The organism is Mesorhizobium sp. ES1-3 (assembly GCF_020164795.1).
GTDB lineage: Bacteria > Pseudomonadota > Alphaproteobacteria > Rhizobiales > Rhizobiaceae > Mesorhizobium.
Genome location: NZ_JAIUGW010000025.1, coordinates 1 through 21,388, shown reverse-complemented (window position 1 = coordinate 21,388; position 21,388 = coordinate 1). Strand labels below are relative to the sequence as shown.

Annotated in this window: 11 protein-coding genes and 2 pseudogenes; 8 read left to right on the top strand and 5 right to left on the bottom strand. The window is 63.8% G+C overall.

The window, feature by feature from the left end; translation table 11 throughout:
• Positions 1 to 117 precede the first annotated feature (117 nt).
• From LB536_RS25515 to LB536_RS25505, 3 genes are all read left to right on the top strand, one after another.
• On the top strand, positions 118 to 11,511 hold the full coding sequence (locus LB536_RS25515; protein WP_224597467.1) for an autotransporter-associated beta strand repeat-containing protein: 11,394 nt from the start codon (positions 118 to 120) through the stop codon (positions 11,509 to 11,511).
• 89 nt (positions 11,512 to 11,600) lie between these two features.
• Positions 11,601 to 12,152 carry an invasion associated locus B family protein gene (locus LB536_RS25510; protein ID WP_224597464.1) on the top strand — a complete coding sequence of 184 codons (552 nt, stop codon included), beginning with the start codon at positions 11,601 to 11,603 and terminating at the stop codon, positions 12,150 to 12,152.
• Between the two features lie 583 nt (positions 12,153 to 12,735).
• Positions 12,736 to 13,062, top strand: coding sequence for a DUF736 domain-containing protein (locus LB536_RS25505; RefSeq protein WP_113190782.1), 327 nt, complete (start codon positions 12,736 to 12,738; stop codon positions 13,060 to 13,062).
• Between the two features lie 60 nt (positions 13,063 to 13,122).
• Here the strand turns inward: LB536_RS25505 and LB536_RS25500 are convergent, their stop codons facing one another.
• Positions 13,123 to 13,428, bottom strand: a complete 306-nt coding sequence (locus LB536_RS25500; protein WP_318012997.1) for a helix-turn-helix transcriptional regulator — start codon at positions 13,426 to 13,428, stop codon at positions 13,123 to 13,125.
• A gap of 134 nt (positions 13,429 to 13,562) precedes the next feature.
• On the opposite strand from LB536_RS25500, the gene LB536_RS25495 reads away from it, so the two are divergent.
• The 4 genes from LB536_RS25495 (at position 13,563) to LB536_RS25480 (ending at position 15,703) form a co-directional block, all read left to right on the top strand.
• The gene (locus LB536_RS25495; protein WP_224597461.1) at positions 13,563 to 14,246 is read left to right on the top strand and encodes a hypothetical protein; all 684 of its coding nucleotides are present in this window, start codon (positions 13,563 to 13,565) and stop codon (positions 14,244 to 14,246) included.
• A gap of 130 nt (positions 14,247 to 14,376) precedes the next feature.
• Positions 14,377 to 14,571 carry a transcriptional regulator domain-containing protein gene (locus LB536_RS25490; protein ID WP_224597458.1) on the top strand — a complete coding sequence of 65 codons (195 nt, stop codon included), beginning with the start codon at positions 14,377 to 14,379 and terminating at the stop codon, positions 14,569 to 14,571.
• A gap of 151 nt (positions 14,572 to 14,722) precedes the next feature.
• Positions 14,723 to 15,118 carry a DUF2285 domain-containing protein gene (locus LB536_RS25485; RefSeq protein WP_224597455.1) on the top strand — a complete coding sequence of 132 codons (396 nt, stop codon included), beginning with the start codon at positions 14,723 to 14,725 and terminating at the stop codon, positions 15,116 to 15,118.
• A gap of 195 nt (positions 15,119 to 15,313) precedes the next feature.
• Positions 15,314 to 15,703: a hypothetical protein gene (locus LB536_RS25480; protein ID WP_224597452.1), complete on the top strand. Its 390-nt coding sequence runs from the start codon at positions 15,314 to 15,316 to the stop codon at positions 15,701 to 15,703.
• A gap of 204 nt (positions 15,704 to 15,907) precedes the next feature.
• Here the strand turns inward: LB536_RS25480 and LB536_RS25475 are convergent.
• The 4 genes and pseudogenes from LB536_RS25475 to LB536_RS25460 all read right to left on the bottom strand — a co-directional run.
• Positions 15,908 to 16,132 (bottom strand): annotated as a pseudogene (locus LB536_RS25475) (cation-transporting P-type ATPase); the annotation flags it as partial.
• 12 nt (positions 16,133 to 16,144) lie between these two features.
• Complete coding sequence (locus LB536_RS25470) at positions 16,145 to 17,749, bottom strand: MBL fold metallo-hydrolase (protein ID WP_224597450.1); 1,605 nt, start codon at positions 17,747 to 17,749, stop codon at positions 16,145 to 16,147.
• Between the two features lie 10 nt (positions 17,750 to 17,759).
• A complete protein-coding gene (locus LB536_RS25465; RefSeq protein ID WP_224597448.1) occupies positions 17,760 to 18,719 on the bottom strand; it encodes a universal stress protein in 960 nt (319 codons plus the stop codon).
• 207 nt (positions 18,720 to 18,926) lie between these two features.
• Positions 18,927 to 19,693 (bottom strand): annotated as a pseudogene (locus LB536_RS25460) (IS5 family transposase).
• Between the two features lie 259 nt (positions 19,694 to 19,952).
• Here LB536_RS25460 and LB536_RS25455 point away from each other — a divergent pair.
• Positions 19,953 to 21,185 (top strand): hypothetical protein, encoded by a 1,233-nt coding sequence (locus LB536_RS25455; RefSeq protein ID WP_224597445.1) that lies wholly within the window; start codon positions 19,953 to 19,955, stop codon positions 21,183 to 21,185.
• The last annotated feature ends 203 nt before the right edge of the window (positions 21,186 to 21,388 follow it).

The window sequence follows — 21,388 nt, the reverse complement described above, 5'->3', positions numbered from 1 at the left end:
ACGACCAGGCACCAGGCAAGCCGGACCCAGCGCCAGTCGAGCAAAAATGAACGGGAAAGCGAAGCGCCAGACGGTCGGCCGGCGGCCGCCTCTTCGCACCTTCTGCGTGGCGGCCGCATGACCAAATGGAAGGGGCAGGCCGCCAGCTTCGCGCCCAACGCCGCCGAACTGGTCTCTGTGCTGGCGCACCCTGTCGCGGTACTCGCCCTGCCGCTGGCGCTTGCCGCCGCGCTCGCTGCCGGCCCGGCCGATGCGGGGACCCGCTACTGGGACGCCAATGGAAGCGGCTCCGGCTGGGGCGGTTCTGGCACGTGGAATACAACCAATCTCAACTGGAGCGCCAATAATGATGGCGTCAGCGGCCCCTACAACCAGCCGTGGAACAACGGCGCCGGCGATGACGCCTATTTCGGCAGCACCGCCGGCACGATTACGCTGGGCGCGCCGGTCAGCGTCCACGACATGACCTTCCAGAGCAGCGGCTGGGTGTTCAATGGCAGCACGCTGACGCTCATGGGCGCGACGCCGACGATCACCGTCATCAATGACAATCACGCCGTTACCATAAACTCGGTCGTCGCCGGCACGGCGGGGCTGACGCTCGCCGGCTCGGGCGACCTTTATCTCTACAACACCGCCAACACCTTCTCGGGCGGCATCGTCGTTGCAGGCGGCGGCTGGCTCACCGTCCAGGGCAACGGCTCGCTCGGCGCGGCCACCAACACCATCACGCTCAACAGCGGCGGCTTTTCCAGCAACACGGCCCTCGACGCCAGTTGGAATGTCATTCTTGCCGGCACCGCCACGATAGGCGGCCAGGCCGGCTCGGCGCTTATCACGGGCGCGGGAAAGCTCTTCGTCAACGACGGCGTCACCCTGAGCAACGACAACAACACCTATGTGGGCGACACGCAGTTTTCCGGCACCGGCGGCCAGGCGCACCGCTATTTCACGTCGGTCCGCAACACCGGGGAGGCCAGTTCGCTCGGCAGCGGCGGCGACATCATCATCACTGGCAACGCCCAATATACCGACAATGTGCACTACACTGGCGACGGCGATACCTCCGACCGTACGTTCCGGTTTTCCTCCAACAACACAGCCGCCGTACTTCGCAATGACGGCACGGGCACGCTGGCGCTCACCGGGTCGATCATCGTCGCCGGCTCGGCCACCAGCTTCACGGCCACCAGCGGCGATCTTGCGCTCACCGGCACCATCAGCGCGGACGTCGCCGACACGTCGAGTGTCGGCTTCAGCGGCGGAGCAGGGCGCACAATCACGCTGGGCGACGCCAACTCCTATAACGGCTTTACCGGCGTCACGACCGTCACGGTCGTCGCCTCCACCCTGGCGAACATTGGCAGCAACAGCTCCTTCGGCACAGGCAACGCGAACAGCCAGATTCAGATCAACGGCGGCACGCTCAGCTATACGGGCGGCGCTGCCGGCACCGACCGCACCTGGCTGTTCTCCAACAATGCCTCATTTTCGAACAACGGCTCGGGCGGACTGACCCTCACCGGCGCGGTGCAGTTCGACGCTGCGGCTAGCTTGGACGTGCTCAATCTCGGCGGCTCCTACGGGGGCGTGAACACGATCTCGAGCAATATCACCGGCTCCGGCAGCATCGCCATGAACGGCGCCGGCACCTGGGTGCTCTCCGGCAACAACAGCTATACGGGCACCACGACCGTCACCGCTGGCACGCTGGTGGCCGGCGGCGCCACGGCCTTCAACCAGCTGAGTGGTGCCACGGTCGATGGCGGCATGCTGGACCTTGGCGGCTTCGACTACGGCTTCACCAAGCTTGAGGGCGCGGGCGGCCAGGTCGATATCGACAGCGGCAGCCTGACGCTCAACGTCGCCAACGGCACCACCGCCACCTATTCTGGAACGATCGTCGGCGCCGGCGACTTCACCAAGACCGGCGCGGGCACGCAGGTGCTGAAGGGCGCCAACACCTATACGGGCAATACGACCATATCCGGCGGCACGCTGGAGCTCAGCTTCGCCGGGGCCGGCGGCCCGACAAGCGATATCATTTCGTCCTCCTCCACGCTCAACATGGGTGGCGGCACCTTGGTTGTGACGGGCGTCTCGGGAGAAGGCAACAGCCAGACCTTCGATGGCCTCAACATCACCGGCGGCAGCAACAAGATCGACGCCACCGACGCCACCGTCAACTTCGGCGCCGTCAACCGCACCGCCGGCCTCGTCGATTTCGGCATCGGCACGGGCGCGGTCATGACGGTCGATTCGGGCACGGTGCTCGGCGGCTGGGCCACGGTCAACGGCTCCGACTATGCCACCGTGAACGGCAGCAACCAGATCGTCGCCTTCACGGACTACGATCTCAAGGACGACGCGGCGAGCTGGCTCGACGGCGACATCGTCGCCGACACGGACGGCCTCGCCAACTCGCCGTTCTACGGAACAGCCAGCGATGCCGGCGGCGACAATATCGTCCAGCTCGGCGGCCTGCGCTACGCGGCGGCCGCAAATTCCATCGTTACCGTCGGGCTCAACCAGACGCTCGGCGTCGACGGCGCCATCATCATAGGCTCCAGTGTTCTCGGCACCAGTCAGACCATCAATGGCGGCTCGGTGCGGGGCAGCGCCGGCGGGGTGCTCGGCGTCCAGCAGAGCAGCGCCGGCACCTTCACCATCAATTCCACCATCGTCGACAATGGCGCGGCGACCGGGTTCACCATGGCCGGCACCGGGACGGGCGCCGGCACCGGCAAGGTGGTGCTCGGCAACGACGCCAACACCTATACCGGCGCCACCTGGGTGACGCGCGGCACGCTGGAGGTCGGCACGCTCGCCGATGGCGGCTCCGCCAGCAGCATCGGCGCCTCCGGAGCGGGCTCGGAAAATCTCGTCCTCGAAGCGGCCAGGCTCCGTTACACCGGCGGTACGGCAAGCACCGACCGCGGCCTGACGCTGATGCGCTCGGGCGCCGTCACCGGCAGCATCGTCGACGTTTCGCAGGCCGCGACGGAGCTTACGGTCGGCGGCGAGATCGTCAGCCCCGACGGGGCGGGTCTCACCAAGGAAGGCGCCGGAACGCTGATCCTGACCAATGCCAACAGCAGCTATGCCGGCGTCACCACCGTCAGCGCCGGCACGCTGGCCGTCACCAGCCTCGGCGACGGCGGCGCCAACAGCACTATCGGCGCCTCCGGCAGCGAATCGGCCAATCTCGTCATCGCGAACGGCGCGACGTTCCGCTACGACGGCGCGACCGCCGCCAGCGACCGCGGCTTCACCGTCGGCACCGGCGGCGGCAGGATCGGTGTCGTCGGCGGCACCACGCTGACCCTGAGCGGCACGGCCGCCGGCGCCGGCGGCTTCACCAAGACCGGAACCGGCACGCTGGTTCTCTCCGGCACCAACACCTATACGGGCGGCACCCGGGTTTCGGAGGGCACCCTGCGCGCCGGCTCCACAGACGCCTTCAACCCCGGCGCCAATTTCATGGATGTGCTGGCAGGCGCGACGCTCGATCTCGGTGGCTTCGATATCACCACCGGCGTGTTGACCGGCGGCGGCCAGGTCAATCTCGGCGCCAACACGCTCACCTCCACCAACGGAACCGGAATTTTTACGGGCACCATCAGCGGCACCGGGGGCTTCACGCGCAGCGGCGTCGGCACGATGACGGTCTCGGGCTGCAACAACGACTATACCGGTGCCACCACCATCGATGGCGGCGCGCTGAGCGTCGGCTGCCTGGCCGATGGCGGCATCGCCAGCGACATCGGCGCCTCCAGCGCCGATTCGGCAAACCTGGCGATCCTCAATTCCGGCGTGCTGCAATACACCGGCGACGACGTGGCGATCGACCGGGGAATCACGCTTTCAAACAGTTGGGGCTATATCGACGTTTTCAAGGCTTCCACCGTGCTGGAATTCGAGGGCGATGTCGTCGGCGGCGGCGCGCTGCGCAAGCGAGGCGACGGCACGCTGATATTGTCCGGCACCAACTCCTACACGGGCGGGACCTATATCGATGCGGGCATCCTGTCCGCTGGGTCGACCGATGCCTTCGGCAGCGGACCCATCACGGTGACTGACGTTGCCGGCGTAACCGTCAGGCTCAACGACTTCGACAACACAATCGGATATCTCAGCGGCGGCGGTGCCACCGGCGGCGATGTCGAAATGGGTAGCGCAACGCTGACGCTCAATTGGGCCAGCGGCAACGCCACCTATGGCGGCACGATCAGCGGCACCGGTGGCCTCGTCAAGAATGGCGGCATCAACCAGGGCCTGAGTGCCTGCGACAGCAGCTATACGGGCGGCACTACGATCGGCGGCGGCCGGATCACCGCCACCTGCCTTGCGGATGGCGGGCTGAACAGCTCCATCGGCGCTTCCAGCAGCGACGCGGCGAATCTCGTCATAGGGGGGCCGTCCGATGCAGTTCTCAGCTATGTCGGCGACGGCGACACCACGGATCGGCGTTTCACGCTGCGAGGGACGAACAGCTACATCCGCAACTATGGCACCGGCGCGCTGGAGTTCACCAACACGGCCGCCGTCACCTACGATTATTCCGGCGCCGGTAACCGCAACTTCCGCCTCGGCGGTACGAACACCGACACCAATATCATGGCCGCCGAGATCGACGATGCGGCTTCGAACGGCGTTTCCCTCCTCAAGGAGGAAGCCGGCACCTGGCGCCTGACCAACGCCAATAGCAGCTATACCGGCGTCACCCAGATCAACGCGGGCGTGCTGGAGGTGACGAAGCTTGCCGATGGCGGCTCCGACAGCAGCATCGGCGCCTCGAGCTCGGTCTACACCAATCTGCTGATCCTCGACGAGGGGCATCTGCGTTATGTCGGCACCGGCGACAGCACCGACCGCCTGTTCCGGCTCGGCACCGGCACAACCTATATCGAATCCTCCGGCACTGGCGCCGTCAACTTCACCGGACCGGGCTCCATGGGCTTCTACACTCCTGGCGCGCGCACACTGGCGCTGGGCGGCACCTATACCGGCGACAACATCATGGGCGTCGTCATCTCGGACCAGGCCGCCAACAAGACGACGCTGGCCAAGAACGATGCCGGCACCTGGATCCTGACCGGCAACAACACCTATACCGGCAACACCGTCATCAATGACGGCAAGCTGATCATCGGCAATGGCGGCACCGCCGGCAATGTCGGCACGGGCGAGGTGATCCTCGCCTTCGATACCGGCGTCCTCGGCTTCAACCGCAGCGACACGTTCAATTTCGCGGGCGTGATCAGCGGCCCCGGCACCATCGAGCAGATGGGCGAGGGAACGACCGTGCTCACCGCGACCAACAGCGTCGGCACGACGAAGATCTCCAAGGGCACGCTGCAGGTGAATGGCGCCCTGACGACGCCGACAATCGCCATGGCCGGCACCTCGGCGCTCACCGTCAACGGGACGGTCGGCGCGACCGCCGGCGGCACCTCGACGATCACCGGCGGCGCGGGCGCCAGCACGATCACCGTTGGTGCGGCCGGCACGCTGCGGGCCAATGGCGACCTCGGCGGCGGCAGCGATACCGTCAATCTTACCGGCGCGCTGAACACAGGCGCCGGGGTTCTCAATCTCGGCGCCGGCAACGACACCTTCGTTCTCAACTACGACACGGCCACGCTCAGCGGCGCGGGTATCAACGGCGGCACCGGTGGGGAGACCGGCAGTGGCGATACGTTGCGGGTCTCGAACTCTCTGCTGCGGACTCTCGATGGCAGCGGCATCGCCGGTTTCGAGAGCCTCGACAAGCAGAATGCGGGCACATTAATCCTGACCGGCAGCCACAGCTATAGTGCCGGCGTTACGATCGAGGCCGGCGTGCTGCAGGTCGGCCAAGGCACGCCTGGCGCAACGCTCGATACCCCCAGCATCCTTGACAACGCCACTCTCACCTTCACGCTGGACGACGACTACACATTTGCTGGCACGATCTCTGGCACGGGACAGTTAATCAAGTCGGGCACGGGCACGACGACGCTCACCGGGACCAACACATATGCCGGGCTCACCAGGGTGCTTCACGGCACTTTGCTAATCGATGGCGACCAAGCCGGCGCTACCGGACAGACCTCCGTTGGCGTCGGCGCGACGCTCGGCGGCACGGGTATCATCGGAGGGAACGTCACGGTCGCGAACGGTGGCGCGCTGAGCCCCGGCGATGCGGGCAATGCGCCGGGAGTGCTCACCATCAATGGCGGGCTCAACCTCAACAACACCTCGGCGCTCAACGTCAATTTCGGCCAGGCGGGCGTGCCGGGCGGTGCGTTCAACGACCTCATCGATGTCGGCGGCAACCTGACGCTCGACGGCACGCTGAACATCACGCAGAGCGCGGGCGGTAGCTTCGGGCCGGGCGTCTACCGCGTCATGAACTATGGCGGTACGCTGACCGACAATACCCTCGACGTCAGCGACCCGAACTATTTCGTGCAGACCTCGGTGGCCAAGCAGGTCAATCTGGTCAATTCGGCGGGCCTGGCGCTCAGCTTCTGGGACGGCAACGCCGGCCCGCATTCCAACAGCGCGGTCGATGGCGGCAATGGCACGTGGCGCGCCGCCGGCGACCAGAACTGGACGGATTCGACCGGCGTCTTCGCCGCGCCCTTCGCCAATGCCAGCTTCGCCATTTTCCAGGGCGCCGCCGGCACGGTGACCGTCGACGGCACCAACGGCCCGGTCCAGGCCGCCGGCATGCAGTTCGCCACCAACGGCTACCTGGTCCAGGGAGCTGATATCGCGCTGGTCGGCCCGCAGTCGATCATCCGCGTCGGTGACGGCACGTTGGCGGGCGCTGCCTATGTCGCGACGATCGCCTCCAACCTGACGGGCGCCACCCAGTTGGTGAAGACCGATCTCGGCACGCTGGTGCTGTCGGGCGCCAACAGCTACACGGGCGGCACGGCGATCAACGGCGGCACGGTGCAGGTCGCGTCCGACGGCAATCTCGGCGATGCTTCCGGCGGCCTTTCGCTCGATGGCGGCAGGCTGCACACCACGGCCGATATCACTTCCGCCCGCGCCGTGACGCTCAACGCCGGCGGCGGCACTTTCGACACCGACAGCGCGACCAGCCTGGCGCTGAACGGCATCGTTTCAGGGGCAGGCACGCTGACCAAGACGGATGCCGGCACGCTGGTCTTGACCGGCGCCAACAGCTATCAGGGCGGCACGGTCATCAATGGCGGCACGGTCGAGGTCTCGGCCGATGCCAATCTCGGCGATGCGGCCGGGGCGCTCACCTTCGACAACGGCACCCTACACACGACCGGCACATTCACCGCAGGGCGGAACGCGACGCTCAATGCCGGCGGCGGCACCTTCGACACCGACAATTCGACGGTACTGACGCTGACCGGCGCGGTCGGCGGGGCAGGCGCGCTGACCAAGGACGGCGCCGGCACGCTGGTGCTCACCGCCGACAGCACCTATGGCGGCGGCACCACGATTTCGGCCGGCACCTTGCAGCTTGGCAATGGCGGCGCGACGGGCTCGATCACCGGCGACGTGCTCGACAATGGCCTGCTCAGCTTCAACCGCTCCAACCTCTATACCTTCGACGGCACCATCTCCGGCAGCGGCGGCGTCAGCCAGGACGGAACCGGCAACACCGTGCTGACGGCCGACAACAGCTACTCCGGCGGCACGCTGATCGCCGGTGGCGGCGGGCTCTACATCAATGGCGATCAGAGCGCCGCGACCGGGCCGACCAATGTCAACAGCGGCACACTCGGCGGCACCGGCATCATCGGCGGCGATGTGTTCGTCGACGTGGCGGGCCGACTGGCCCCCGGCGACCTCGGCGCCGCGCCCGGCACGCTCACCATCAACGGCAGTCTTCAACTGGCCGCTGGCTCCAACCTCGACTACAGCTTCGGCCAGGCCGGTGTGGTCGGCGGCGCCTACAACGACCTGACTGTCGTGCATGGCGATCTCACGCTCGACGGTACCATCAATGTCACCGAAGCCCCCGGCGGCAATTTCGGACCGGGCATCTATCGCGTGATCAGCTATGACGGAACGCGGACCGACAACGGGCTGGACAGCAACTCGCCCACTCACATCGTCCAGACCTCGATAGCCGGCCAGGTCAACCTCGTCGACATCAGCGCCATGACGCTCAACTTCTGGGACGGCGATGCCGGCCCCAAGAGCAATGACGCCGTCAATGGCGGCAACGGCACCTGGCGGGCGGCCGGCGACGACAACTGGACCGGTCCGGACGGCGACATCAACGCCGCGTTCTCGAACGGCAGCTTCGCGATCTTCGCCGGCACTGCCGGGACGGTCGATGTCGACAACACCAACGGCCAGGTGCAGGCCGCGGGCATGCAGTTCGCCACCGACGGCTACCTGATCCAAGGGCAGTCCATCGAGCTGCTCGGGCCGCAGGCGACCATCAGGGTCGGTGACGGGACCGTGCCGGGTGCAGGGTATGTCGCGACCATCGCCGCCACCCTTGAAGGGACGTCGCAGCTGGTCAAGACCGATCTCGGCACGCTGGTGCTTGGCGGCAGCAATACTTATAGCGGCGGCACCGCCATCGGGGGCGGCACGCTGCGGGTCTCTGCCGATACCAATCTCGGCGATGCGGCGGGCGCGCTGTCGTTCGACAATGGCGCCACGCTGCAAAACACCGCTGCCTTCAGCTCGGCGCGTGGCGTCACGCTCGATGCCGGCGGCGGCACCTTCCAGACCGATGCCGACCTCACGCTGTCGGGCCTGATCGGCGGCGCCGGCGGCTTCACCAAGACCGGCAACACGGCACTGAAGCTGACCGGCGCCAACAGCTATGCCGGGCCGACCACGGTCGCGGCGGGCGGGCTCTATGTCGACGGCGACCAGAGTGCGGCAACCGGGCTGACCTCGGTGCAGATCGGCGCCACGCTTGGCGGCAAGGGCACGATCGGCGGCAATGTCAGCGTTGCCGATGGCGCGACGCTGTCGCCGGGATCCGCGGACGGCACGCCGGGCACGCTGGCGATCGCCGGCGACCTGACGCTCTCCGGCGGCTCGATCCTGAACTATTCCTTCGGCCAGGCCAATGTCGCCGGCGGCACGCTCAACGACCTCACCACGGTCGGCGGCAATCTCGTTCTCGACGGCACGCTCAATGTCACTGTCTCGCCGGGCGGCAGCTTCGGTCCCGGCATCTACCGCGTCTTCGATTACAGCGGCACGCTGACCAACAACGGGCTTGCGATCGGCTCCATCCCGTCGTCGAACACCTTCGTCCAGACCTCGGTCGACCATCAGGTCAACCTCGTCAACACGGCTGGGCTCGACCTGAACTATTGGGATGGTGACGCCGGTCCGAAGTTCGACGGCACCGTCAATGGCGGCAACGGCACCTGGCAGGGTTCGTCGGGCAACGACAACTGGACCGAACAGACAGGCGTCGTCAACGCGGCCTATTCCGACGGCGCCTTCGCCATCTTCGCCGGCACCGCAGGCACGGTGACGGTGGACAACAGCCTCGACCAGGTGACGGCCGCCGGCATGCAGTTCGCCACCAATGGTTATATCATCCAGGGCGGCGATATCGGGCTCGTCGGGCCACAGTCGACCATCCGGGTCGGCGACGGCACCAGCGCCGGCGCCGGCTATACGGCAACGATCGCCTCGGCGCTCAGCGGCGACACCCAGATCGTCAAGACGGATGCCGGCACGCTGGTGCTGACCGGCACCAACAGCTACACCGGCGGTACCGCCATCAATGGCGGCACGCTGCGGGTCGCGGCCGATGCCAATCTCGGCGATGCGGCGGGCGGGCTCTCCTTCAACGGCGGCACGCTCGACACCACCGCCAGCTTCGCCAGCGGCCGCGCCGTCGACGTTCTCGGCCAGGGCACGCTCTCGACCGACGCCGGCACGACGCTGACGCTGAACGGGGTGCTGTCCGGTGCCGGCGCCTTGACCAAGAGCGGCGCCGGCACGCTGGCGCTGACGGCAGACTCGTCCGGCTTCACCGGCACCACCGCGATCGGCGGCGGCACGCTCAATGTCTCTGGCAGCCTGTGCGGCACGGTCAACGTGCTTGCCGGCGGGCGGCTCGAAGGCACGGGCACGGTCTGCGACACCACCAACGCGACAGGCGCCATCATCGCCGCCGGCAATCCGGGCGTGCCCGGCACGCTCACCATCGCCGGCGACTATACCGGCAATGGCGGCACGCTGGAGATCGAGACCGTGCTCGGCGGCGATGCCTCCGCCACCGACCGGCTGGTCGTCACCGGCGACACCGCCGGCACCACGACGCTTAAAGTGGCCAATCTCGGCGGCGGCGGCGCGCAGACGGTCGAAGGCATCAAGATCATCGATGTCGGCGGCACCTCGGCCGGCACCTTCTCGCTTGCCGGCGACTATGTCTTCCAGGGCGACCAGGCCGTGGTCGGCGGCGCCTATGCCTACCGGCTCTACCAGAATGGCGTCAGCACGCCTGCGGACGGCGACTGGTATTTGCGCTCGGCGCTGATCAACGGATCGCCGCAGCCGCTCTATTCGCCGGCCGTGCCGATCTACGAGGCCTATGCCGGCGTGCTGCAGAGCCTGAACGAGCTCGGCACACTGCAGCAGCGCATCGGCAACAGAACCTGGGGCGAGGGCGCGACGCCCGAAGGGGCCGACGTGCCGGGACAGGGGCCGGTCGACGGCAAGGCCATCTGGGCCCGCATCGAGGCAGCGCATACGAAGCTCGACCCGAAGACGTCGACCTCCGGCACCGACTATGACGTGACGACCTGGAAGTTTCAGGCAGGTGTCGACGGCCAGCTTCACGAGAGCGAGGCCGGCGTCCTGATCGGCGGGATCGTGGTCAATTACGGCACCGCCTCATCCGATGTCTCGTCGACCTTCGGCGTCGGCTCGATCAAGGCCACCGGCTACGGCGTCGGCGGCTCGCTGACCTGGTTTGGCGACAGCGGCTTCTATGTCGACACGCAGGCGCAGGCGACCTGGTATGACAGCGACATCCGCTCCGCCACGCTGGGCACCACGCTTGCCGACGGCAACAACGGCTTCGGCTATGCGCTGAGCGTCGAGACCGGACAGAAGGTTGCACTCACCGGCAAGTGGTCGTTGACCCCACAGGCGCAACTCGCCTACTCGTCGGTTCGCTTCGACACCTTCACCGACAAGTTCGGCGCGGTCGTATCGCATGGCAGCGACGACAGCCTGATCGGCCGCCTCGGTGTCTCCGCCGACTATGAGGACCAGTGGGCCGACAGCGCCGGGCAGGTCAGCCGCACACACATCTATGGCATCGCCAACCTCTACTACGATTTCCTCGACGGAACCGATGTCGATGTCTCCGGCGTGCGGCTGATCAGCCAGAACCAGACGCTGTGGGGGGGTGTCGGCCTTGGCGGCTCGCTGGACTTTGGCGACGGGAAATACGCGGTCTTCGGCGAGGCGATCGCCAAGACCAGTCTGCAGAAGTTCGGCGACAGCAATTCCATCGGCGCCAAGCTCGGCTTCAGCGTGCGCTGGTAGATGCGAGCCTCACTGCAAGGCAGAGATATCGGACCATCCGGGAGCAATGCTCACTTCCGGATGGAGGCTTGAATGAAACGGACAAGAACATGAATCGGAAGCATTGGGGCAGCAGCCTCCTATTGGTAGCCACCGCGCTGCTGGTCATGGGCTTTGCCATCTCGGCGTTTGCCCAGGACGCCGGCCTGCCGGGCGGTGCGACCTCCCTGAGGGAGGGGCATGGCGACTGGACGGTGTCCTGCAACGTCACGACACAGAATGGGGCTACCGGCAAAGCCTGCGCACTCTCGCAGGAGCAGGCCGACGCGCAGTCGCGCCAGCGGCTGCTGGCCATGGAATTGCGCCCCAATGGCGAGGTGGTCCAAGGAACGCTGGTGCTGCCATTCGGCCTGGCGCTAGACCAGGGCGCGACGCTGCAGATCGACGACGGCGTGGTGCTTCCGGCGCTCCGCTTCCGCACCTGCCTGCCCGGCGGTTGCCTGGTCGACCTGAGCTTCGAGGGAGACACCTTGGCGGCTCTGCGCAACGGAACCAGCCTGAAGGTCAAGGTGGTCGCCGACGGCGGCAAGGAAACGAACCTTGCTTTGTCGCTGAAAGGCTTCGGAAGCGCGCTCGACAGGACGGCGGCGCTGCTGCAGTAAGATTAGGATGCCGGTGAAGGCAGGCCGGCACTGGCGGCGGTCCGAAGCCAAATCAGCTAAATGACGCTTGGCTGGTGTGCCCCTGGAGCGTGCGTCTGCCATCAGATCGAATTTGTCAAATATCCCTGTCTTGATTTGGACGCCGGTAGCTCCTGTCCGCTTGCGGCCATATTAAGATACTCGTGGTGTGTCGCCGTGTGCGCAGGCACCGGATGAGCAAAGGCTTTGATGCATCGGCAAGCCATTGTAGGCTGACATCCTGGCGAACCAATCCGCGTTGGCTCTGAGCCACCGATGCTGCCATGGGCTCCGTCCTCATTTCGCGGAGCGCACCAACGATCTCTCGAACGGGCTGATCTGGCCGAAGGACAGCTGACGCCTCGATCGCCTTTGCCGCAATGGCGCGTCGCGGGTTTCTTCCCCTGGGCCAAGCCCATTCCTCTCGCAACCAAGAAACACGCGCCTGCGCCATCCTCCGCTCTGCTGCGGTCGCAAGCGATGCGGCGGCGGTCGCCTTCGGCCTCACGATCGCCATCGAGGTCGCATGGTGCGGGCTCGGAAACGAAGAAAACGGAGACTGAAAATGGCTACCATCGGCACCTTCAAGAAGACCAATGCGAACGAATTCACCGGCGAGATCGTCACCCTCAGCGTCCAGGCCAAGGGCGTGCGCATCGTCCCCGACACCCGGGCCAGCGGCGAGAACGCTCCAAGCCACCGCGTGGTGGTCGGCAAGGCCGAGATCGGCGCCGCCTGGTCCAAGCGCTCCAACGAGGGCCGCGACTATCTCGGGCTCAAGCTCGACGATCCGAGCTTCACCGCTCCGATCTACGCCAACCTCTTCGCCGACGAGGAAGGCGAGGGCCACAGCCTCATCTGGTCCCGCCCCAACCGCCGCAACGGCGAATAAGGTCGCAGACGCCTCGCCCGGTACCGGGCGAGGCATCTTCTGATGGTGACGGAAGCTCGCTTATGATTGATCGGAACGGCTGGCGAGGCGGACGCCCGCGCCGCCACCATTCTCCGGGATAAACTGTATACCTGCGGATTCAAATGCGCGTCGCAACGCGTCAATAGTGACTCTGTTTGCTCTTAGCGGACCCGGCAGAGGCTCTAATCGTTTGATTGTAGCGAGGGATACTTTCGATCGTTCCGCAAGCGCTTTCTGATCCCATTGAAGCAAAGCGCGTGCGGCTCGAATTTGCCCGCTTGTAAGTTCATCTATACCAAAAGTATCATTTGATGCCATAGGGCTTGATTTTTTGTCCGCGTTCATCTAAATCGCCACTGTTACCGACGCATCCGGCCGGGGATGACCCAAGGTCGGCTATGCTGCGGTGAAGCGGCCGAGCAGGGTGCAGCAACACCTTGCCCGACCTGACCAAAGCCAAGCTGTGTGGAGCTCGGATCATGGCTGATTCCGACAATACCACGACTTTGTCTTCCGTCACGTCTGGACGGGAGCCGCAATCTTCGTTGACCAAGGACGATCCGCAGGCTTTCACGACTCCGGTCACCGATGATCAGCAGCTAGCCGATCCCGCACTTGTCCGGTCCCTTGCCTGGGTTGATGCGCACGTTGCGATGCTCGCCTCCTGTATCAGACAACAGCAGACGGAGGAGCGGCTCTTGGACCGCGGCGCGCTCTTGTCCGTCGACGGAGCATTCGAGCGCGGGGAGGGGGCTGACGCTGACGTCGGCTATCTCGATTTGCGGACGGCGGAGCAGGATGATGCTGACAGGGCCGACGCCCTGTTGGCTGAGATCGCGGCCACACCTGCCCAATCGCTGGCGGGTGTGATCGCCAAGCTTGCGGTCATCGTTCGGGAAGCACACGATAATAGTGACCTTGGTGAATTTCCGCTGCCGCACATCCGCTCTGCGTTGGCCGATCTGCGGCGTCTCACGCAGGACGCGATATGCGACCCGCCGGCCGGCTGGCCCGCTGGCGACCAGTCGATCGGCTCGCTGTTCGAACAGCCCGCCTCGTCTTTCGCGGCCTGGCGCGCCTTCGATGCGTGGAGCCAGGGCGATGACGACGCCTATCGCGCCTGGACGGACACATTCAAGACACTGCAAGGCACAAGCCAGTAGGCATCGCTAACCTCCCGGCCTGATCGCTAGGCGCTGGGATCACTCCTCGTCCATTCGTCAATGACGGAATCCAAGGATTTCGCTCGACTCCGCATCCCCCTATCAAATCCTTGAGAAGGGAAGGATGCGCATGAAGCCGGATACATCGCAGTGGCGTGACCCACAGGCATATGCGTTCGTCAAAGGCGCAGCCGCCGATGTGATTGCCTGGGAGTTCCTGCGACGCAATCCGCAGTATCAGCAGGACTTCGCAGCCTCCCGCTCAGCCAAGGCGGTGCACGTGTTACGCAAGCGCTGGGGTTTGCAGTTTCGCAGCCCGGCCTGACCAGTCCGCTGTCGAGCAGCCTGTCTATTGGGCGCCTCAAATCGACCCTGGGGTCATCAATCTTGTCGAGGTTCCGCCCGGTCTGCGCCCGCGGCAGGGAACCTCCCACCTTCCACTTGCTGCGGGCCTGCATGACGAGGTCGGCCTTCACATGCGTTCTGGCGGTACGCAAGTGGCGCTTCTCGGCGATGCGCAGCCAGGTGTACCGCTGGCCGCCATAATTCCGCTCGACGACATGGCGCACGACCGGCTCCAGGCGATTGAGCGATTCATCCGCTCGATCCACAGGCAATACCTTCCCGACACCCGCTTGACGGCGGCTCAGCGCCGCCGCCTAGGCCATATGCTGAGATGCCTGGATGGCCGCGACCAGAAGGCATCCCACTTCGAAGTCGCGACCGCCTTGTTCGGCCGGCGGCTGGTCAGCGCCGCCGACTGGCATGACTCGGCTTTTCGCTACCAGACGCATCGCCTCGTGCGCGACGGCCTGAGGATGGTCGAGCGCGGCTATCGCCAATTGCTGCGCGCGCGGCGGCGCCATTCCTGAAAGGGTTCTGGTCCGTTTTCGTGCGCTGTCTGCAGGCCGAAGAGTGCTTTCGATCCTTAAGACTGATCGGTCATCCGTGACGGCTCGCAGAACCTTTAGGTTTGGGGAGGGGGAATCATATCATGCTGACATAACGGCGCGAGCCGTCGTGTTACACTCCCCGGTAATGTACTCAACACCCGGGGATGCCTTGGCATGAAAGGAAGAGAGATCACCACGACCAAGATCAATCGCCGCGTCTTGCTCGTCCATTCCAGCGCCATCGCCTTCGCGTCGACAGTGGCGGAAACAGCATGCACCGCAGAGCCGCCGCCCAGCAAAATACGGGCGCTGATCGAAGCTCACATGACGGCATACGCGGCGTTCGGCAAGGCTGTCCATGAGATGGGTGCCAGCAGCAGAAGCTACGACCGAGCCAGTCGGGAGGAGGAGAGGGCGCTGCTGGCTATCTGTGCATGTCCCGCGGCCAGCGCGGGCGATCGCCTAGCGAAGGCCCGATATCTTCTGGAGATCGAGGCGCGCGGCGAACTGGACCTGCCAGAGCACATGCAGGCTCTTCTTTGCTCGACGATCTCAAAGGCGTGAGACAACAGCCCGCCAGCCTCCTTTAGATCATCCGCGGTCAACTGGCGGAAGGGCAATCGACGCCTAGCGACGTCCGCTTTGCGCCGTACAGGCGGGCTTAACCTTTGATTGGGAGCATGCGACGCTTAACTCCGCAGCGGCTAACGCGCCGCCTCGGCTAGACCACGTGGTGGTCGACGACTTACGCAAAACTGTCCCACAAGGCAGAAGCAGATAGACCATGCCTCCGCCGAGCAGAAGCGCCAGCATCGGCTCCCGAATGACCTCAAAGGCTATTCTCGACGGTGTGCGTCGATTGGACCTGGGCAACTCGTTCGGGCCCTCGGCGACAAGTCTGGCCTGCGCCTCGGTTTCACTGAGGCCGCGCGGGCTTTCTCCAATTGCCGAAGCGCCGGCCGGACTTTGCGTTTTCTCGAAACTAAGGGGCATCAACTGCTGCATCTAATCGCCCGGGGCAGCAAGTGCTCGCTGCATTTGCCTGATGATTTTGGCTCGACCTCGTTCGTCCGCTGCCGAGTTCACCGCCTCACTTACGTCCAGCAAGAGCCTGGAGAGATCGTTGTGCCAGTCGAGACGGCCAACACTTTCAGGCTTCAGCCTGCGCGTCGCGTTGACATCGACTGGGAAGCAACCGCCTGGGGCCAATCGGAACGCGTCATCAAGCTGCGGCTTGATGATTTTGCTTTCAGGAAACGATCCCTTGAGACGCTCTCCAAGCCCTGCAAGACCTTCTTCCTCACCATGAGTGAGAAACACCGATTGCCCAATGGGGCCGCGAGCCAATATCCAGGCCACGAGCTCTGCAGCATCCGCATGACCGGAGTATAGATCGAACAGGGTGATGGTCGCCCTGACTTCGATTTCCTCGCCCTGGATGCGCACACGCCGGGCGCCATCCAGAAGAATTCTCCCGAGGGAACCCTGGACCTGATATCCGGCCATCATGACGGTGGCGTTCCTGCGCCAAAGGTTGGCCTTGAGATGATGGCGTATGCGCCCCGCATCGCACATGCCGCTGGCGGCTATCACCACGAAGAAGCCTGTCAGGCGATTGATCGCCTTGCTCTGCTCCACGGTATCGGTGAACCGCAGTTCGGCTGAAGTCAGAGCCTTACGCAGCGCGTCGCCGTTCTCGATTTCACTGGCATGTCTCTCGAATATGGCGCTTGCGCGCGTTGCCAACGGCGAGTCGACGAACACCGGAGCACTCGGAACCTCTTCCGCCTTCATCAGCAGATAAAGATCAACTAGCAATTCCTGCGTCCGCTCCACTGCGAAGGAGGGAATGATCAGGGGGCCGTTCGCCCGTGCCGCGCCGCGCACGACGTCGCCGAGCATCGAGCGTCGCTGTTCAGGCGAAACGTCGGGGCGGTCCCGGTTGCCATAGGTCGCTTCGCAGATGAGATAGTCGACCCCGGCAGGACCCTGCGGATCGGTTTGCAGCAGTTTGTGCCCCGGACCTATGTCCCCCGAGAACACAAAGCGCATCGGCGGCTGCCCACCTCTATCGATCTCCAGCTCAACCGACGAGGAACCGAGCAGATGGCCTGCATTCCAGAAGCGGACCCGTAGGCCGTTGGCTACGGTCGTCCAATCGCCATATGCCGCATTGCGAAACAGAGGCATGCATGCAGCCGCATCTACCTGGCGGTAGATCGGTTCAACTGGCGGCCTGCCGCGCTGAGCATTGCGGTGATTGAGATGATCCACTTCCGTTTCCTGGATATGCGCGGCGTCCGGCAACATGACGGAGCAAAGATCGATTGTTGCGGCCGTTGCGTAGATCGGTCTCCGGAAGCCTTGCCTGACCAGCTTGGGCAGGAGACCGCTGTGATCGATATGCGCGTGGGTAAGGATGACGGCATCGATCGCATCCGGTGGAAATGGGAATGCACCGTAGTTCAGTTCCCGCTCGGATTTCGAGCCCTGAAACAAACCGCAATCGATCAAGATCCGCCAGTGCGCGGTTTCGATCTCGTAGCAGGATCCGGTTACGCAACGCGTCGCGCCATGGAAGCGCAAGACGGGATGCTGAACGCGATCCAAGATCGTAGGCCTAGTGCGACATCAGGACCGGCAAGCGCAGATCCGACAGAATGCCTTCTGTGGCTCCGCCGAGCACAAAGTCCCGGAGGCGAGAGTGGCCCCATCCGCCCATAACCAGCAAATTGCCGCCGATCTTAAGGGCGTGCTCCTGAAGTGCCGCGCCGATCGGATTGTCGCCGGCATGAAACGACTCGACTTTGGCCGTGAGGCCCCGTGCCCGTAGAACATGCGCCAGACGATCGGCCACATCCTCGCGCGGCAGGACCTTTTCGTCCGTCACGGTGATGATCGATATCGCCGATGCCCGTTCCAGGAACGGCTTGGCATCCGCCACGGCCCGCGCGGCAACTCGGCTGCCGTCCCAAGCGATCACTACATGGTCGAGGGGGCCGACATCTTCGTCGCCCGGAAGGATCAAAGTCGGCCTGCCAGAGCTGAACACGACCTCTTCAGCAATCATCTGGGAGGCTTCGTTGTTCGGTGCCCAACCTATCATGCACAAGTCAAAGTAACGGCCCTCCTTGGCGGCCGCCTCTCCCATCAGCGCCGGCTGGGCTTGCAACTCTTGGCTAGTCAAGGTGACACTGCATCGCGACGCTTCGGCCGCGACTGCATCCAGCAAGGTCTTGCCTCTCTGTCGGCTGGCCGCCTCCACCTCCCGAATCTTGGTGGGGAGATCGAGCAGGAGGCGGGACAAGGCGTTCGAGACGTCGGGAATGTCCACATTGACAACCGCAACATCAAGCGCGGCGCTCAGCCACCTCGCCGCTGCGACGGCATTCGACACAACTTTCGGCCCAGGCGGATCCGGATAGGTTGGCAAGAACACAGATGCCAGGAGTTGCATCACCAAGGCTCCTTCCACGGTGGCACAAATGCCAGAGGGTTTTAGCTTGGCTATCGCGGTTTCGGGCCGAATGCCTTGATGCACATCAATTTGCGTGACCCATTTCCCCCAGACCTGGAACAACGAGTCGCGTATCCTGAACTCGGGCGAGACTGCGTGCCGAGGGTCACTTCAATCTGAGGTGCCAGGAGAGGGGCTCGGCGGCAGTATTGGTCTCGACCGCAGCGGCTGCTTGATTTCGCTGGCGATCCGATGCGCTGCTCAGAACCTCCTTAAAGGGCTCGACTTTGTCCAAATTCGTCGATCTCAGCTACCGTCCACGTCCGCCGCTTAGGACGTAGACTCATTACTGCGTAGCCAGATGCGAGTTGAGACGAGTTTGAGGGCAGCAAGGTAGTTTTCTGCCAGCTTGTCGTAGCGTGTCGCGATTCGCCGGAACTGCTTGGCTTTATTGAAGAAGCGCTCTACGAGGTTCCGCGCCTTATAGAGGAAGGGACTGAAGCAGATCGGGTCCTTGCGGTTGGACTTGGGCGGGATGTTGGCCCAAGCCTTTCGCTCGGTGATGGCCGCGCGCAAGGCGTTCGCATCATAGCCCTTGTCGGCGAGCAGCATGGCGCCCTCGGGCAAATCCCTGATCAAGTCGACTGCGGAGGCGATGTCGCTCTTCTGGCCTGCCGTCAGCGTTAGCTTGATCGGCCTCCCTTGGGCGTCGACAAGAGCATGGATTTTGGTTGTTAGCCCGCCTCGAGAACGACCGAGACAATAATCTCGACCCCCCTTTTTGCCGTCGCGCCCTGCTGATGGACGCGAACAATGGAGGTATCGATCATCTGTACCTCGCCGTCATGGGCTTTGGTAATGTCGGCCATGAGGCGGTCCCACACACCTGCTTTCCGCCATCGGACAAAGCGGTTGTAGCAGGTGGTGCGTGGGCCGTATCGCTCTGGCAGATCGCGCCACGGCGCACCGGGTCTCAGCATCCAGAAGATGCCGTTGAGCACCCGCCGGTCATCGACGCGCGGCACTCCTCGCGGCTTGTTGGGCAACAGCGGCTCGATCACGCGCCATTCGAAGTCGGTCAGGTCATATCGGCTCATGCGGAGCCTGAATCAGATTTTGCCGCAATATGAAAGCCGGCCAGTCGGAAAACTACCCCCATATTGCCATTACTGGCATAGTTCCGCGCGCCATGGTGATCGGCATCCTCGCTGGGATATCCTTGGTAAGGTACCTGATCTACTGCCAGGCTTATTCATTCGTTAGTAAGGCGAAGTTAGACCCAACGAGGAAGATAAAGTGCACGCCCCTAAGATCGGGGATCGCGATATCGTCCGTGAGCTTCGATAGGATCGGATCATGCATTTTCCCGCAGGTTTGGCGCTGGTGCTGCTGCTAGCAATGTTGTCGATCAGCGAAGCAAGGGCGGGAAAGGTGGCCACCTCCGGTTGTGGGGATGGGCACTACGATCCGGTCCCAGCTTTGATGCCGTTGAAGTCCGGTCCATTGGCTCTGGCAAAGATTTTTTGCCTGAAGATTCCTGCAAGCAATTTTCCAGTTTCTCCCCCTCAGCCGTCGCCCGATCACAACAGTGTCTTCGTCTTCGACAGCATCCAAGGGTTATCTATCACTCGAACGGGCACTGCGGCGGGAAGTCAGCAATTCGACGGACGCATTACAGCGGTCTTGCCGTTCATGGGGAATGTTCCATTCGCGTGGTCGAATGACTCCCGATCAGTCCTCGGCGTCCGACAGGAAACGGCAAAGCCAAGCGGCTTCGCCCTTGGATCACTCAGGCCTTTCCGCTTCCACATCAACGGCACCAACGAGAAACTTGCTGAGTTGTCTAGCTCGGCCGGGCCCCTCGACGAGATATATTGGATCGGCCATACCGGGTTGGCGATTGCAGCATTCGGAACGAAAGGGGCCTATTACCGACCAGACCATCCTGATCTCAAGCCGACGATCGCCTTTGTTGACGTGCGTGCGGGCAAAGTGATCCAGTCGGTTGCGATCGCAGATGTGCCCGGCCTAGCTGTCAAGTCCAGGATAAATGGCGTTGCTTCCGGATTGGACGTCCGAGGAAACGCCTATGCTTTGATCACCATTGCGCCAAACCAGTGGCTGCTGTGGAATCAGGGCCAATTGCCTCGCCTCGTTTCGATCGGCGTAAAGCCACGGTGGACGCCTTACGCACTCTCACCTGGCGGCAAAACTGTACTCGTCATGAGAAATCTGAGCGCAACCGGGGTCATATGCGAACTCAATCCGCGATGTCCTGCACCAACCCCACAGAGCGGCGCAATCGCCGAACTCCATGAGCTTCCCAGCGGTAGACTATTGTGGACCCTTACCGGGACGGCAAATACATTCGCTCGGAGTGACGTACCATCGGTAAGCCCGAATAATCGATTTGCACTCATCTCAATGCCAACCGGCACAGTTGCGCTTATATCGATGACGAACGGCGCAGTTCTTCAAGAGCTTCCAAAGCCCTGGACGAGCGAATGTGCGATGGGCTTCTCGGCCGACGGCAAGACGATTTGGATTAGCGGCGGATCCCGCATCGTCTTCTACAAGCTGATTGCATAGCTGCCTCTTCTCGATGTCTGGAGTTCTGTCGTCCCCCAGAGGAAAGGCAGCTATCCGACCTTCTTCGCCGGAAGCTGCCGGTCCACAAACACCACACCTCGGTCATCCAGCATTTATGAGTTTACGGCCTAGCACTACTTTGGCAGATTTTTAGTTCTGGGAGCGTTTTGAGGATTCCCAAGAGCGGTTTTGCGTGATTCATG

Excerpts from the sequence above, each read along its gene's own strand:
- LB536_RS25490 (WP_224597458.1), top strand. The coding sequence starts at position 14,377 with ATGAAGCCGGATACATCGCAGTGGCGTGACCCACAGGCATATGCGTTC.
- LB536_RS25500 (WP_318012997.1), bottom strand. The coding sequence starts at position 13,428 with ATGAACGCGGACAAAAAATCAAGCCCTATGGCATCAAATGATACTTTT.
- LB536_RS25510 (WP_224597464.1), top strand. The coding sequence starts at position 11,601 with ATGAATCGGAAGCATTGGGGCAGCAGCCTCCTATTGGTAGCCACCGCG.
- LB536_RS25495 (WP_224597461.1), top strand. The coding sequence starts at position 13,563 with ATGGCTGATTCCGACAATACCACGACTTTGTCTTCCGTCACGTCTGGA.
- LB536_RS25455 (WP_224597445.1), top strand. The coding sequence starts at position 19,953 with ATGCATTTTCCCGCAGGTTTGGCGCTGGTGCTGCTGCTAGCAATGTTG.
- LB536_RS25485 (WP_224597455.1), top strand. The coding sequence starts at position 14,723 with ATGCGTTCTGGCGGTACGCAAGTGGCGCTTCTCGGCGATGCGCAGCCA.
- LB536_RS25505 (WP_113190782.1), top strand. The coding sequence starts at position 12,736 with ATGGCTACCATCGGCACCTTCAAGAAGACCAATGCGAACGAATTCACC.
- LB536_RS25480 (WP_224597452.1), top strand. The coding sequence starts at position 15,314 with ATGAAAGGAAGAGAGATCACCACGACCAAGATCAATCGCCGCGTCTTG.
- LB536_RS25515 (WP_224597467.1), top strand. The coding sequence starts at position 118 with ATGACCAAATGGAAGGGGCAGGCCGCCAGCTTCGCGCCCAACGCCGCC.